The following is a 14,649-nucleotide window of genomic DNA, read 5'->3' on the forward strand; positions in this document are numbered from 1 at the left end:
TCCCACAGGGATTGGCATAACTCCTGTGGGAGCGAGCCTGCTCGCGAAGCGGACACCTGGGACCAAGGGATTAACGCGCTTTCGGCGTCGCCACTTTATCGCGCAGGTAAACCGGCTGCGCCTCATCCGCCACGATCGCCTCGCCACGATCCCAAGCGAAACGCGCCAGGGTCAGCAAATCTTCAGCATGGGGCAACATGCCCGCATCCTGCCCGCTCAGGCTGACGCCAATGCGTTCGGCATAGCCCCAACCGGTGCCCGCGCCGAACCACTCACCGCTGGCATCGGCCGGCAATGCAGCGACTTCCGGTGGCAATACCGCTTCGGAGCCGACCAGGCGCATCTCCCCTGCGGTTTCTCGGTAGCAGCCCCAATACACCTCGTCCATCCGCGCATCGATGGCCGCCGCGACCTGGCTGGCACCGTGTTCGCGATAGGCGCGTTGGGCCAGCACCGCCAGGTTCGACACCGGCAAGACTGGGCGATCGAGTGCAAAGGCCAGGCCTTGCACCACACCGATGGCAATCCGCACGCCGGTGAATGCACCCGGCCCGCGACCGAAGGCGATGGCATCGACCGCTTGCAGGGTGGTACCGGCATCGGCAAGCAACTGCTGGATCATCGGCAGCAGCTTCTGTGCATGCAGGCGCGGAATCACCTCGTAATGGCTCGTCACTTTGCCGTCATGCAGCAAGGCAACGGAGCAAGCTTCAGTCGCGGTGTCCAGGGCCAGCAAGGTGCTCATCGATGTTTCCACAAGAGAGGTCAGAAAAAAGTCCGTCAGTATAAACAACTACGGCCCGCAAGCGGGCCGTAGAAGATCAAGCTATTTTCAGCTCAGGGCAGCCAGCACCTTGTCGGTGATCGCTTCAACCGAGCCGACGCCTTCGATATGGCTGTACTTCGGCTTGCCGTTGGCAGCAGACAGCTTCTGGTAGAAGTCCACCAGCGGTTTGGTCTGCGAATGGTAGACGGACAGGCGATGACGCACGGTTTCTTCAGTGTCGTCCTTGCGCTGTACCAGCTCTTCGCCGGTGATGTCGTCCTTGCCAGCAATTTTCGGCGGGTTGTAGACGATGTGGTAGACACGACCGCTGGCCTCGTGAACACGGCGACCGGCGATACGCTGCACGATCTCTTCGTCTTCAACGGCGATTTCAACCACCGCGTCGAGCTCGACACCGGCAGTCACCAGGGCTTCAGCCTGTGGAATGGTGCGCGGGAAACCGTCGAACAGGAAACCGTTGGCGCAGTCGGACTGGGCGATACGGTCCTTGACCAGGGCGATGATCAAGTCATCGGACACCAGGCCACCGGCATCCATGATGCTCTTGGCCTTGATGCCCAGCTCGGTGCCAGCCTTGACCGCGGCACGCAGCATGTCGCCGGTGGAGATTTGCGGAATACCGAATTTTTCGGTGATGAACTTAGCCTGAGTACCTTTACCGGCCCCGGGAGCTCCCAGCAGAATGACGCGCATCGATGTGCTCCTCAATTTTTTATATGGATAACGTCAGATTCGCCTCGTGGGGCCAATCTCAAAAATAGGGTCGTGACCGCCCAAACGGCCAAAGGCTGATCAAGATACACAGCAGGCTTCGCCCACACAAGCCGCCAAAAGTCGGAGAAACCACTGCCTGTCGTGACCGCGCAACCGGGTTCCCCAAGTCGCAACCCCATCATTAACTGTCGCCTGGCAGCACTTTTTAACCCGCCTTGGAACCGCATCCGGCGCCCCCGCCGGATGCCCAAAAGCATGGCAAAAATCCTCAGCCGGTGTTGCGCAAACCGGCGGCAATCCCTGCTACAGACACCAGCAACGCCTGTTCTACCGGGCTGTCCTGGGCCACATCCGGTTGCCGCGATCGTGCCAGCAACTCTGCCTGCAATAGATGAAGCGGGTCGAGGTAAGTGTTGCGCAAGCGGATGAATTCCAGGGTGGCTGGGCTATGTGCCAGCAGCTGCGACTGACCGGTCAAGCCGAGAACGATGGCGCATGCCTGCGACAATAGGTCGCGTAAATGCGCGCCCAAAGGTAGCAAGTCCGGCTCGACCAGACGCTCGTCGTAGGAGCGGGCGATATCCGCGTCGGCCTTGGCCAGGACCATTTCCAGCATGTCGATGCGCGTGCGGAAAAACGGCCACTGCTCGCGCATCTGCTGCAGCAGTTCGCCCTCACCGCGCTCCAGCGCTTTGCTCAGGGCCGCTTCCCAGCCCAACCAGGCGGGCAGCATCAACCGGGTCTGGGTCCATCCGAAGATCCACGGGATGGCCCGCAGGCTTTCGATCCCGCCAGCACGGCGCTTGGCCGGGCGACTGCCCAGCGGCAGGCGCCCAAGCTCCTGTTCCGGGGTGGACTGGCGGAAATATTCCACGAACTGCGGATTTTCCCGCACCACCGCACGGTAGGCGCTGACCCCATCGGCGGCCAGTTCGTCCATCAGATGGCGCCACTCAGGTGTCGGCGGCGGCGGTGGCAGCAAGGTCGCTTCGAGCACCGCGGCCAGATACAGATTGAGGTTTTGCTCGGCGATGTCCGGCAGGCCGAACTTGAATCGAATCATTTCTCCCTGCTCGGTGGTGCGGAAACGTCCGGCGACCGAACCCGGCGGCTGCGACAGAATCGCCGCGTGCGCCGGGCCGCCACCCCGCCCCACGGTGCCGCCGCGACCATGGAACAACAGCAGTTCCACGTCGTGCGAGCGGCAGATATCCACCAGTTGTTCCTGCGCCCGGTACTGGGCCCAGGCGGCTGCCGTGGTCCCTGCGTCCTTGGCCGAGTCGGAATAACCGATCATCACTTCCTGCGGGCCTTGCAGGCGCGAGCGATAGCCCGGTAGCAACAAGAGCTTCTCGATCACCGGACCTGCGTTATCGAGGTCGGCAAGGGTTTCGAAAAGCGGCACCACGCGCATCGGCCGCAATACCCCGGACTCCTTGAGCAGCAGCTGCACGGCCAGCACATCGGAAGCGGCACCGGCCATGGAAATCACGTAGGAGCCCAGCGACGCTCCTGGCGCCGCAGCGATTTCCCGGCAAGTCGCCAGCACTTCGGCGGTATCGGCCGAAGGCTTGTAGTAGGCCGGCAACAAGGGTCGACGGTTATTCAGTTCGCGCGTCAGGAAGGCGATGCGCTCTTCTTCGCTCCAGTCTTCATAGCGACCCAGGCCAAGGTAGTCGGTGATTTCGGTCATGGCCGCGGTATGGCGCGACGAGTCCTGGCGTACATCGAGGCGCACCAGGAACAGGCCGAACGTCACGGCCCGGCGCAGGCAATCGAGCAAGGGACCGTCGGCGATGACGCCCATGCCGCACTCATGCAGCGAGTGGTAGCACAGCTCCAGTGGGTCGAGCAGGTCGCGATTGTCTTGCAGTACATCGGCCGGTGCAGGCGTCGGCGTCGACAACGCGGTGTGCGCCCAGCTTCGCGTGGCGCGCAGGCGTTCGCGTAGCTGCTTGAGCACAGCGCGGTAAGGTTCGGCGCTGTCGCCAGCCTTGGCCTTCAATTCTTCACTGGCCTGCTGCATCGACAACTCGGCAGCCAGATGATCGACATCGCGCAGGTACAAATCGGCCGCCATCCAGCGCGCCAGCAGCAGCACTTCACGGGTCACGGCCGCCGTCACGTTGGGGTTGCCGTCGCGGTCGCCGCCCATCCACGAGGCGAAGCGAATCGGCGCCGCTTCCAATGGCAAATGCAGTCCCGTGGCGGCATGCAGGGCTTGGTCGGCCTTGCGCAAGTAGTTGGGGATCGCTTGCCACAGTGAATGCTCGATCACCGCGAAGCCCCATTTGGCTTCGTCGACCGGTGTCGGGCGCGTGCGGCGGATTTCTTCGGTGTGCCAGGCTTCGGCGATGAGGCGCTGCAATGTCGACTTGATCTGCTCGCGCTCGGCGCTGGTCAGGTCGCGATGGTCCTGCGCCGCCAGTTGCGCAGCGATGGCGTCGTATTTCTGGATCAGCGTGCGGCGCGCGACTTCGGTCGGGTGCGCCGTCAGCACCAGCTCGATTTCCAGCCGCCCCAACTGACGGGCCAGGGACTCGGCGCCATGACCTTCGGCGCGCAGGCGGGCGAGCAGCTCCGGCAGCACCCGCGCCTCGAATGGCGCGGGCTGGGATTCTTCGCGACGATGAATCAGTTGGTACTGCTCGGCGATGTTGGCCAGGTTGAGAAACTGGTTGAACGCCCGCGCCACTGGCAGCAGCTCGTCCTCCGTCAACTGGTTCAGACTGGCGCTGAGCTCGGCATCCATGGAACCGCGACGGTCAGCCTTGGCGCCCTTGCGGATCTGCTCGATCTTGTCGAGAAAACCGTCCCCATACTGTTCCCGAATGGTGTTGCCCAACAACTCACCGAGCAGGTGAACGTCTTCGCGCAAGCGTGCATCAATATCGGTCATCAACAGTTCTCCAGCGAAAAATCCGGTCGACCAGGAACCTTAAGAGTGCCGCTCCAGACCGGTTCTTACAAGCAAGACGACGAAGGGCCTTTAAACCTTTGGCGTAAAAGCTAGTCTCAAGGGTAAGCCGTACAACGGCTGTCGCCGGCATCTGCCGGACATTCCCCGCCTGCCGGGAGCAGGAGTGCAATGAGGTCATTATGAAAATCCGCGAGCTTGCCAACCACTGGGAAGAAAACGCCAAGGGTCGCCTGACCGACACAGGCTATTCGATTCATCTGGACGTGGAGGCTGCCGCACGGCTTGCGGCGATTATCGAGATGTACCCCAAGCGGCATCCTGAAGAACTGCTGGGCGAACTGATCGGGGCTGCCCTGGAAGAACTGGAAAAAAGTTTTCCGTATGTGAAAGGTTCCACCGTAGTCGCCACTGATGAAGAGGGCGATCCGTTGTACGAAGACATCGGCCCGACCCCACGTTTCCTCGCTTTGTCCCGTCGTCACTTGCATGACCTGTCGGCCGCTGGCGACAAGCAAAAGCACTGATTTTTTTTGTATTTGTCCCTCCTGAAAATCACTGTTCGCACCCCCTTCGAGGGGTGTGAACAGCTGTGTTCATCGCCACATTCCTTGATATAGAGCCCTTCGCGCTGCGTCGAAATTTTTTCGATAGCCAGCTAAATTTCTGAACTTTCAAAAAACGCCTCGGGTCAACCCAGTAACCACGCCTGGGACGGCCGTTTCAAAAGCCTTGTGAAATACGGTTTCGGCTCATTGCCCAGGATGGATATTCACGTTGCTCAGGAGTTAGCCCAATGGAGTTGAAAACGATGAAAACCCGAACTGGCAAATCCTCTTCCCTGCACGGACTGAAAATGGCGGCACTGGCCATCGGCACAGGCCTCGTGCTGGCCGGCTGCGCGGGTAACCCACCCACCGAGCAATTCGCCGTCACCGAGTCAGCGGTCAACAGCGCCGTCAGTGCCGGTGGTACCGAATTCGCTGCAGTGGAAATGAAGGCTGCACAAGACAAACTCAAGCAAGCCGAAATCGCCATGCACGACAAGAAGTTCGATCAAGCCAAGACCTTGGCCGAACAGGCTGAGTGGGACGCTCGTGTAGCCGAGCGCAAAGCCCAGGCGATGAAAGCCGAACAATCTGTGAAGGACTCTCAGAAAGGGGTTCAGGAACTGCGTCAGGAAAGCCAGCGCACCGTTCAGTAACAGCGCTGCACGACGTATTTCTTACTCGATTGAAAAGGACTAAAACCATGAATTCAAAAAATTTGATGATCCCTGCCCTGCTGGCCGCCAGCGTTACTTTGGCCGCATGCTCAACGCCACCGAACGCCAATCTGGAACAGGCCCGTACCAATTATTCCGGCCTGCAAGCCAACCCGCAGGCGAGCAAAGTCGCGGCGCTGGAAACCAAGGACGCCAGCGATTACCTGGACAAGGCCGACAAGGCCTACCTGGATAAGGAAGACCCGGCCAAGGTTGACCAGTTGGCCTACCTGACCAACCAGCGTGTCGAAGTGGCAAAGCAGACCATCGCCCTGCGCACCGCCGAAGCCAATCTGAAAAACGCTTCTGCACAACGGGCCCAGGCGCGTCTTGACGCCCGCGACCAGCAGATCAAGCAGCTGCAGGACAGCCTCAATGCCAAACAGACCGATCGCGGCACGTTGGTGACCTTCGGTGATGTGCTGTTCGCCACCGACAAGGCCGAGCTGAAATCCAACGGCATGATGAACATCAACAAACTGGCCCAGTACCTTCAGGAGAATCCGGACCGCAAGGTGATTGTCGAGGGTTACACCGACAGCACCGGTACCGCCTCGCACAACCAGTCACTGTCGGAACGCCGCGCCAGCTCCGTGCGCATGGCGCTGGTGAAGATGGGTGTTGATCCAACCCGCATCGTCGCCCAGGGTTATGGCAAGGAATATCCCGTGGCGGAAAATACCAGTGTCTCGGGCCGGGCACAGAATCGTCGGGTGGAAGTGACGATTTCCAATGACAACCAGCCGGTGATTCCGCGTTCGGCGGTGAGCTCGAATTAAGCATCACGCAATAATCCAAAAGCCCCACCTGATCTGATCAGGCGGGGCTTTTAGTTTTCAAGATCAAAAGATCGCAGCCTTCGGCAGCTCCTACTGTTCCAGCTTCTGCGGGGTTTCCTGCCCCATGCAACGCACCGCTTTCTTCTTGTTGTTGACCAGCACGCCGGTCAGGCCTTTCTGTTCGGTGTCGAACAGCACCAACACGCCATCAATGCACTGCGCCACTTGCGCCGCCGGTTCCAGGGAGACCTTGTAGTCTTCGCCCGGCACGGTCTTGAGCATGGTGAATTCGTTGAGCAGCAACGCATCCTCTGGCTTGGCGAAGTGCAGGTAGCCGTACCACCACAAGGCCGCGACGGTGCCGAGGATGCTGCAGATACCGGTGATGATCAGCGGGATGGCGTTACGTTCTTCACTCATTGCGGGCTCTCTGGTGGTTCATTTTCAGAATGTTCGGGTGCCGGGTAATTGGGGATTTCGCCCAAGCGGCGCAGGCCGTTGAAATGCTGCGGGTCATCGAGATAACGCAACATGACTTTGCGCCAGACCGGGTCGGCGAATGTCTGCACGTGACCGCCACGGGTCAGTTGCAGCACCCTGGGCGGCGGCGCAGCTTGATACAGACGGATGCCGTTGGAAAGAGGCACGAGCGGATCGTCGATGCTGTGGTAGATCAGTTTCGGCACGCCATTGAGCTGAGCCATGGAATTGATCGCACTGTCGCCATCAGGCACCAGCCAGGACAGCGGCACCTGGAACGCCCAGAACACCCATGAATTGCTCAGCGCATAACGACCGACACTGCGGTAACTGGCAGGCACACCATCGAGCACAACCGCCTTCAGTTGTTTTTGCCGCTCGGGGTGTTGCACGAGGTAGTGAACCGCCATCGAACCGCCAAGGCTCTGTCCCAGCAAGATCAGCGGCTTGCCCTTGACCTCCGGGGCCTGGTCGAGCCATTTGAACGCGGCGTCGATGTCCTGATAGATCGCCGGCAAGCTCGGTTCGCCCTCGGACAAGCCGTAACCGCGATAGTCCACCAGCAACACCTGGTAACCCTCTTTAGGCAGCCACCAACTCCCGCCCAGGTGCATGGGCAGGTTGCCACCGTTGCCGTGCAGGTGCAAAACGGTGCCTTTGACCTCGACACCTTTTTTTGCCGGCAGCCACCAGCCGTGCAGCTTGAGGCCGTCGGCGGTGGTCAGGGTTATATCGCGGTATTCGAGCTTGGCTTTCTCCGGGGTGAACAACTGGCCGGGCTCGGGGTAGAACAGCAGTGAGCTGCAACCGCTCAGGGCCAGGAGAAGGCAGAAGATGCCGAGGATTCTCATCCGGTGAAACCTCAATGTGGGTGATCGTTCCCATGCTCCGCGTGGGAATGCATAACGTGACGCTCCGCGTCACAGTGGACGCGGAGCGTCCATGGCGGCATTCCCACGCAGAGCGTGGGAACGATCTGATCAAAGGATATTGGAGTAATCCGCCTCGATCCGGTCCAGGCTCAGGTGATTGAGGAAGTTGGAGAAACACATCCACGCCGACAACGCGTTCATGTCGCGAAACTGTTCAGGCAGGTACTTGGGCGGCACCACCAGGCCTTCATCCACCAGCAGGCGCAAGGTGCGCATGTCTTCCAGGGTAGTCTTGCCGCAGAACAACAGCGGTATCTGCTCCAGCTTGCCTTTACGCACGGCCAGTTGAATGTAGTTGTAAATCATGATGAAGCCCTTGAGGTAGGACAAGTCTTTGGTGAATGGCAGACCTGTCGGCACCGAGCCGCGGAAAACGCGACTGGCGTTGCTGTAGCTCTCGGGCATCTCGAAGCCTTGTTCGCGGAAGAACTCGAACACCTGCAGGAAATCCGCGCCCTCCTCAACCATGTGAATGGCCCGCGTGCGGTTGGTCAGCTTGCGCAGGCGGCTCGGGTAGGAGGCAAAGGTGATGATTTCCATCAGGATCGCCAGGCCTTCCTGGGTCACCGTCGACGAGGGCGGCCCCTTGGACAGGAAGGTGCAGATCGGCTGGTTCAAACCGTTGAGGGTGGTACCGACATGCACCAGCCCTTCGTGGACCTCCAGGGCGCGCACATCGCGCTGATTGAACATCGCATCGGAGCGGATCTTGATGTAGTCAGCGCCGGCAGCCGCATCGGCGACGATGCCGTCAGACTCGAACACGCGGATGGTTTCCTCGGCTTCGCCAAATACTTTGTTCAAGCGATGTTGCAACAGGTCGACCGCTTCCTTGGCCGTCAGCGTCTTCGGTTCATCCTTGAGGTCGCCACGACCGTCGATGTTGTTCAGGTACTCGGACAGCATCATGCCCAGGTCGGACAGGGTCGGGTCGCCAGCATGAAAGGCGTCCGAGGCAGCGCCATACAACTCCTGGGAAATCAGGCCGAAATCCTCGGTGCCACGCGCTTCGAGCATGCGCACCACCATCCGGTATTCCTTGCACATGCGGCGCATGATTTGCCCGACCGGGTTGAACTGGCCGAGTTGACGGGTGATGTCGCGCTCGATGTTCTGGAATTCCAGCTTGACCTTGCTGGAATCGAAGGCCAGCGGACGGTTGAGATAGTAATCACGGTCCACCGCGGGCATTTCCTTGCCCTTGGCCTTGAGGAAGCCCTTGCGGATGTTGTCGTCCCATTTCACCGCATCGAGGACACGAATCGGCGTCTGTGCCAGCACAATGCGATCGGACAAAATGCGTATCGACTGCTGGTAATCGTCCACCCGGAACTCCTGTTGAAACCTGTTGGTTATTGGGCCTTGGCCTGGCGCTGGTAGCGGACCGCTTCGACGAATACATCGGAGTTGGCGGGATCGTCGAGGTAGGCCGATACCTGGTCCATCTTGCTGTCGATCAACACACCCTCGCCGTCGTCGGTCTGGAAGCCTTCGCCACTGAGAATTTTCTGCCCAAGCGCCTGCTTGATTTGCTCGAGGTCGAGGTTGTACACCACCAGTTCACGCTTGTCGGTGAGTTCGAAGCCGGCAATCGTGAAATTTCCGCCGAACCGGGCTGGCGCTTTCGCCGAGAGATACCAGCGGCTACCGTGGTGAGACACGGTAAATGGATAGGACTCGCGTTCCTTGGGCCTGGCCTTGAAGTAGCTGACTGCCTGATAGCGATTGTCGCCGATGCGCGTCAACTCAAGATTCAGCGGTTCACCCCAGGCATTGGTGCTGGTCCATTTTCCCAATAAACCTTTTGGTGCGGGCTCGCTCGTGGGCAGCGGCTCCTTGAAGGTCACCAGGCAGCCGCTGAGCAGCAGGAACGACAAGGCGATTACTACGGCGCACCAAGCTTTCATTCAACACTCCCTATCGACACACGATGACTTGTCCACGCTGATCGTTCCCACGCTCCGCGTGGGAACGATCGGTACGGGGGGCGCGTTATACCGAAGCCAGCACCAAATGCATATAACGCGTCAGTATGCCCAGCATCTCCTCTTCGGCGTCCGGTTCGGCGTCGTTGAGCAGGCCCTGATATTCCATCCGTCCGATTATCGCCGTCAACACTTTGGCGTCCTGCTGTGGTTCGCGAGAACCCAGCACCTGGAAAAGCTGGCAGGAACCCTGCAACAGGATTTGCTGATGGGAGCGCACCAACTCGGCCAGGCGCGGGTTCAGCAGCGCTTCCTGGCGGAACGCCTGCTCGGCCATCAAGTGCTCACGACGGGTGATCAGTTGCCGGTGCACATAGTCGGTCATCAACCGCGCAATGTCGTCCGCCAGTTTTGAACGAGCCTGCGCACTGCCGTCGCCACTGGCGATCATGTCGCGCAGCAGGCCCTCGTTATTCACCCACAGCTTGGCCATGTAGGCCGCGCTGCGCTCCACATACTGGGCGAAGGTATCGGTGAGCAGGTCATCGATATCCTTGAAGTAGTAAGTGGTCGCCGATAACGGCACTTGTGCCTCGGCAGCCACCGCGCGATGCCTTACGGCCCGTACGCCATCGCGCACGACAATGCGCATCGCGGCATCGAGAATGTCCTGTCGACGTTGCTCGCTGCCCTGCCGGCTGGCCTTGCGGCCCTGGTACTGAACACTTTCAGCAACCGCAGTGGCGATACCCGCTGCACCTTCTTGAGCCATTGCACGATTCACGACAGGTCTTTCCTCTCAGATGAAACTAACAAGTTGATACGTTTGTACCAGACAGGCAATAAAAAGCCGCCTGAAGAGGCGGCTTTTTATTGAAACACTTACGCTTGTGGCCGCATGTGCGGGAACAGGATCACGTCGCGGATCGACGGGGAGTTGGTCAACAACATCACCAGGCGGTCGATGCCGATGCCTTCACCGGCCGTCGGTGGCATGCCGTACTCCAGCGCGCGCACGAAGTCGGCGTCGTAGTGCATGGCTTCGTCGTCGCCGGCGTCCTTGTCGGCCACCTGGGCCATGAAACGCTCGGCCTGGTCTTCCGCGTCGTTCAACTCGGAGTAGGCGTTGGCGATTTCACGACCACCGATGAACAGCTCGAAGCGGTCGGTGACATTCGGGTTCTCGTCGTTGCGGCGAGCCAACGGCGATACTTCGAACGGGTACTGGGTAATGAAGTGCGGCTGCTCCAGCTTGTGCTCGACCAGCTCTTCGAAAATCATCACCTGCAGCTTGCCCAGGCCTTCGAAGCCCAGCACCTTGGCGCCGGCCTTCTTGGCGATGGCGCGAGCCTTGTCGATGTCGTTCAGGTCATCGGCGGTCAGCTCAGGGTTGTACTTGAGGATCGAGTCGAACACCGACAGGCGCACGAACGGCTCGCCGAAGTGGAACACCTTGTCGCCGTACGGCACGTCGGTGCTGCCCAGGACCAGCTGTGCCAGCTCACGGAACAGTTCTTCGGTCAGGTCCATGTTGTCTTCGTAGTCGGCGTAGGCCTGGTAGAACTCCAACATGGTGAATTCAGGGTTGTGACGAGTCGAAACGCCTTCGTTACGGAAGTTGCGGTTGATCTCGAACACTTTTTCGAAGCCACCAACCACCAGACGCTTCAGGTACAGCTCTGGCGCGATACGCAGGAACATTTCCATGTCCAGCGCGTTGTGGTGGGTTTCGAACGGCTTGGCCGCGGCACCGCCAGGAATGGTCTGCAGCATCGGCGTTTCGACTTCGAGGAAGTCGCGCTTCATCAGGAAGCTGCGAATGTGCGCGATCACTTGCGAACGTACGCGGAACGTCTGGCGCACGTCTTCGTTGACGATCAGGTCAACGTAACGCTGGCGATAGCGCTGTTCGGTGTCGGTCAGGCCGTGGTGCTTGTCCGGCAGCGGGCGCAGGGACTTGGTCAGCAGGCGCACGTTGGTCATTTCAACGTACAGGTCACCTTTGCCGGAACGGGCCAGGGTGCCCTCGGCAGCAATGATGTCGCCCATGTCCCAGGTTTTCACCGCGGCCAGGGTGTCTTCGGACAGGGTCTTGCGGTTGACGTAGACCTGGATGCGACCGGTCATGTCCTGGATCACCATGAACGAGCCACGGTTGAGCATGATGCGACCGGCAACCTTGACCGGGATTGCAGCCTCTGCCAGCTCTTCCTTGGTCTTGTCCGCGTACTGTTTCTGCAAGTCATTGCAGTAGTTTTCGCGGCGGAAGTCGTTGGGGAAGGCATTGCCCTTGGCGCGCTCGGCAGCAAGCTTTTCCTTGCGCAGGGCGATCAGGGAGTTTTCTTCCTGTTGCAGGGCTTGCGGGTCGAGTTCTAGGTCGCTCATGTCTTTAAATATTCCATCACAGGTTCGTTGCCCCCGGGCCTGCGGCCCGGGGATCGCCAGCAAGCCGGCTCCTACAGGGATCGGGACCGATCCCGTATTGCATGTCTTACAGCCCTGATTTCAGGCTGGCTTCCAGGTATTCGTCGATATCGCCGTCGAGCACCTTGTCGCAGTCGCTGCGTTCGATGTTGGTACGCAGATCCTTGATCCGCGACGCATCGAGCACATAAGAACGGATCTGGTGACCCCAGCCGATATCCGACTTGGTGTCTTCCAGCGCCTGGGACGCGGCGTTGCGTTTCTGCATTTCCTGCTCATACAACTTGGCCCGCAGCATTTTCATGGCGGTGTCCTTGTTGGCATGCTGGGAACGTTCGTTCTGGCAGCTGACCACGGTATTGGTCGGTACGTGGGTGATACGTACGGCCGAGTCGGTGGTGTTTACGTGCTGACCACCGGCACCGGAGGAACGATAGGTGTCGATCCGCAAGTCCGCCGGGTTGATCTCGATTTCCACCTTGTCATCGATCTCTGGCGAGACAAAAACCGCCGAGAACGAAGTGTGACGACGGTTGCCAGAGTCGAACGGGCTCTTGCGAACCAGGCGATGTACGCCGATCTCGGTACGCAGCCAGCCAAAGGCGTATTCACCCTTGATGTGCACGGTCGCGCCCTTGATGCCAGCGACTTCACCGGCCGACAGTTCCATGATGGTGGCGTCGAAACCGCGTTTGTCAGCCCAGCGCAGATACATGCGCAGCAGGATGTTGGCCCAGTCCTGGGCCTCGGTGCCACCGGAGCCGGCCTGGATATCCAGGTAGGCGTTGTTCGGGTCCATTTCATGGCTGAACATGCGGCGGAATTCAAGCTTGGCGAGGTTTTCCTCAAGACGGGCCAGCTCGGCGACGACATCGCCCACTGCGCCTTCGTCGTTTTCTTCGACAGCCATGTCCAGCAGGTCGCGGCAATCGGCCAGACCCGTGTTCAGTTCGTCGAGGGTATCGACGATCTGCGCCAGCGCAGCGCGCTCGCGGCCCAGTTCCTGGGCGTATTCAGGTTTGTTCCAGACACTCGGATCTTCAAGCTCGCGATTGACCTCGGTCAGGCGCTCATGCTTTTGATCGTAGTCAAAGATACCCCCGAATAGTTTCGGAGCGCTCGGACAGGTCCTTGATGGTGTTAAGGATCGGGTTGATTTCCATGGCGGGCAGCACTCGTTGGCGAACTTTTGAAAGCCGGCGAGTATAACGGTAAACGGCCGGAAACGGCAGTCCGCTTGGCCGAAAAGGCGGGGTTCACCTACGCCCTCTGCAACTGTGGAGATCACCTGTGGCGAGGGGATTTATCCCCGTTGGACTGTGCAGTCCCGTTGTTGGGGCCCCTTCGCAGCCCAGCGGGGATAAATCCCCTCGCCACAGGGTGTTTTGTGTCGGTCAGCCTATGCCCACCTGATTACGCCCGTTGTTCTTCGCCTGGTACAACCCCTTGTCCGCCGCCGAGATCAATTCACGACAATTGCTGCCAGATATCGGGATGATGGTAGACAGGCCGATGCTGATGGTCAGGCTCGATCCTTCGGTCGGGGCTATATGCGGGATCTTCAGCGCGGCCACGGTCATGCGCAGTTTTTCCGCCACCAGCCGCGCGCCGCCCTGCGAGGTGTTGGGCAGTACCAGGGCGAATTCTTCGCCGCCGTAGCGGGCCGGGAGGTCGGAAGGTCGGGAGCTGGCGTCGCGGATCGCCGCGGCGACCTGGCGCAGGGCTTCGTCGCCTTCCAGATGGCCGAAGGTGTCGTTGTAGGTCTTGAAGTAGTCCACATCGATCATCAGCAACGACAATTGGGTCTGCTCACGCAGCGAGCGGCGCCATTCGAGTTCCAGGTATTCATCGAAATGCCGACGGTTCGACAGCCCGGTCAGGCCGTCGGAGTTCATCAGGCGTTGCAACACCAGGTTGGTGTCGAGCAACTGTTGCTGGCTGACCCGCAAAGCGCGGTAGGCCGCATCACGCTGCAGCAGCGTCATGTAGGAGCGCGAGTGATAGCGAATGCGCGCCACCAGCTCGATGTTGTCCGGCAGCTTGACCAGGTAGTCGTTGGCCCCGGCCGCGAACGCCGCGCTCTTGATCAGCGGTCTTCCTTGGTCGACAGGACGATGATCGGAATGTCCCTGGTCGCCGGGTGGTTGCGGTATTCGCGTACCAGGCTCAGGCCATCGAGGCCGGGCATGACCAGGTCCTGCAGGATCACCGTCGGCTTGATGCGCACGGCATGGGCGATGGCCTGGTGCGGGTCGGCGCAAAAGTGGAAGTCGATGTTTTCTTCGCTCGACAAACCGCGTCGTACGGCCTCGCCGATCATCGCCTGATCGTCCACCAACAGCACCATGGCGGCATTTTCGTCAGTCTTGAAGTCGTCGAGCTGTAAATCATTCATGTGCGTTCACCTGAATACTACTTGGGCCAGGA

General features: G+C 59.9%; 13 protein-coding genes and 1 pseudogene. 3 read left to right on the forward strand and 11 right to left on the reverse strand.

All coding sequences use genetic code 11. The features are described from left to right. Window positions 1-70: 70 nt before the first annotated feature. From tsaB to ppc, 3 genes are all read right to left on the reverse strand, one after another. On the reverse strand, window positions 71-745 hold the full coding sequence (gene tsaB / locus PG5_RS23570) for a tRNA (adenosine(37)-N6)-threonylcarbamoyltransferase complex dimerization subunit type 1 TsaB (RefSeq protein ID WP_020799644.1): 675 nt from the start codon (window positions 743-745) through the stop codon (window positions 71-73). 87 nt (window positions 746-832) lie between these two features. Continuing rightward, on the reverse strand, window positions 833-1,480 hold the full coding sequence (gene adk, locus PG5_RS23575; RefSeq protein ID WP_020799645.1) for an adenylate kinase: 648 nt from the start codon (window positions 1,478-1,480) through the stop codon (window positions 833-835). A gap of 289 nt (window positions 1,481-1,769) precedes the next feature. Continuing rightward, a complete protein-coding gene (ppc, locus tag PG5_RS23585; RefSeq protein WP_020799646.1) occupies window positions 1,770-4,400 on the reverse strand; it encodes a phosphoenolpyruvate carboxylase in 2,631 nt (876 codons plus the stop codon). 200 nt (window positions 4,401-4,600) lie between these two features. Here ppc and PG5_RS23590 point away from each other — a divergent pair, with 200 nt between their 5' ends. The 3 genes from PG5_RS23590 to PG5_RS23600 all read left to right on the forward strand — a co-directional run bounded on the left by PG5_RS23590 (window position 4,601) and on the right by PG5_RS23600 (window position 6,461). Continuing rightward, a complete protein-coding gene (locus tag PG5_RS23590; RefSeq protein ID WP_020799647.1) occupies window positions 4,601-4,945 on the forward strand; it encodes a hypothetical protein in 345 nt (114 codons plus the stop codon). 269 nt (window positions 4,946-5,214) lie between these two features. Then, a complete protein-coding gene (locus tag PG5_RS23595; RefSeq protein WP_020799648.1) occupies window positions 5,215-5,622 on the forward strand; it encodes a DUF4398 domain-containing protein in 408 nt (135 codons plus the stop codon). Window positions 5,623-5,669: 47 nt separating this feature from the next. Continuing rightward, a complete protein-coding gene (locus PG5_RS23600) occupies window positions 5,670-6,461 on the forward strand; it encodes an OmpA family protein (protein WP_020799649.1) in 792 nt (263 codons plus the stop codon). A 90-nt stretch (window positions 6,462-6,551) separates the two neighbouring features. Here PG5_RS23600 and PG5_RS23605 read toward each other — a convergent pair whose 3' ends face one another. The 8 genes and pseudogenes from PG5_RS23605 to PG5_RS23645 all read right to left on the reverse strand — a co-directional run bounded on the left by PG5_RS23605 (window position 6,552) and on the right by PG5_RS23645 (window position 14,617). Then, window positions 6,552-6,881 carry a hypothetical protein gene (locus tag PG5_RS23605; RefSeq protein ID WP_020799650.1) on the reverse strand — a complete coding sequence of 110 codons (330 nt, stop codon included), beginning with the start codon at window positions 6,879-6,881 and terminating at the stop codon, window positions 6,552-6,554. Next, window positions 6,878-7,792: an alpha/beta hydrolase gene (locus PG5_RS23610; RefSeq protein WP_020799651.1), complete on the reverse strand. Its 915-nt coding sequence runs from the start codon at window positions 7,790-7,792 to the stop codon at window positions 6,878-6,880. The genes PG5_RS23605 and PG5_RS23610 overlap by 4 nt, the downstream gene beginning before the upstream one ends. Before the next feature lie 129 nt (window positions 7,793-7,921). Continuing rightward, entirely contained in the window at window positions 7,922-9,199 is a 1,278-nt protein-coding gene (locus PG5_RS23615) for a flavohemoglobin expression-modulating QEGLA motif protein (protein WP_020799652.1), read from the reverse strand. 26 nt (window positions 9,200-9,225) lie between these two features. Then, complete coding sequence (locus tag PG5_RS23620) at window positions 9,226-9,780, reverse strand: hypothetical protein (RefSeq protein WP_020799653.1); 555 nt, start codon at window positions 9,778-9,780, stop codon at window positions 9,226-9,228. Window positions 9,781-9,865: 85 nt separating this feature from the next. Further along, complete coding sequence (locus PG5_RS23625; RefSeq protein ID WP_020799654.1) at window positions 9,866-10,582, reverse strand: TetR/AcrR family transcriptional regulator; 717 nt, start codon at window positions 10,580-10,582, stop codon at window positions 9,866-9,868. 98 nt (window positions 10,583-10,680) lie between these two features. Next, the gene (gene lysS / locus PG5_RS23630) at window positions 10,681-12,183 is read right to left on the reverse strand and encodes a lysine--tRNA ligase (RefSeq protein WP_033043263.1); all 1,503 of its coding nucleotides are present in this window, start codon (window positions 12,181-12,183) and stop codon (window positions 10,681-10,683) included. Window positions 12,184-12,289: 106 nt separating this feature from the next. Next, window positions 12,290-13,385 (reverse strand): peptide chain release factor 2 gene (gene prfB, locus PG5_RS32965; protein WP_098465888.1). Its coding sequence is split into 2 segments (ribosomal slippage): window positions 12,290-13,312 and window positions 13,314-13,385, totalling 1,095 coding nucleotides; the frame shifts between segments, so codons are not numbered across the junction. A 231-nt stretch (window positions 13,386-13,616) separates the two neighbouring features. Further along, a pseudogene (locus PG5_RS23645) lies at window positions 13,617-14,617 on the reverse strand (diguanylate cyclase domain-containing protein). Window positions 14,618-14,649 lie beyond the last annotated feature (32 nt).

The sequence above is a fragment of the Pseudomonas sp. G5(2012) genome (genome assembly GCF_000408945.1).
Classification (GTDB): Bacteria; Pseudomonadota; Gammaproteobacteria; order Pseudomonadales; family Pseudomonadaceae; genus Aquipseudomonas; species Aquipseudomonas umsongensis.

Coding starts and splice junctions, on each gene's coding strand:
- adk (WP_020799645.1), bottom strand. CDS start 1,480: ATGCGCGTCATTCTGCTGGGAGCTCCCGGGGCCGGTAAAGGTACTCAG.
- PG5_RS23600 (WP_020799649.1), top strand. CDS start 5,670: ATGAATTCAAAAAATTTGATGATCCCTGCCCTGCTGGCCGCCAGCGTT.
- ppc (WP_020799646.1), bottom strand. CDS start 4,400: ATGACCGATATTGATGCACGCTTGCGCGAAGACGTTCACCTGCTCGGT.
- PG5_RS23610 (WP_020799651.1), bottom strand. CDS start 7,792: ATGAGAATCCTCGGCATCTTCTGCCTTCTCCTGGCCCTGAGCGGTTGC.
- PG5_RS23595 (WP_020799648.1), top strand. CDS start 5,215: ATGGAGTTGAAAACGATGAAAACCCGAACTGGCAAATCCTCTTCCCTG.
- lysS (WP_033043263.1), bottom strand. CDS start 12,183: ATGAGCGACCTAGAACTCGACCCGCAAGCCCTGCAACAGGAAGAAAAC.
- PG5_RS23590 (WP_020799647.1), top strand. CDS start 4,601: ATGAAAATCCGCGAGCTTGCCAACCACTGGGAAGAAAACGCCAAGGGT.
- PG5_RS23620 (WP_020799653.1), bottom strand. CDS start 9,780: ATGAAAGCTTGGTGCGCCGTAGTAATCGCCTTGTCGTTCCTGCTGCTC.
- PG5_RS23605 (WP_020799650.1), bottom strand. CDS start 6,881: ATGAGTGAAGAACGTAACGCCATCCCGCTGATCATCACCGGTATCTGC.
- tsaB (WP_020799644.1), bottom strand. CDS start 745: ATGAGCACCTTGCTGGCCCTGGACACCGCGACTGAAGCTTGCTCCGTT.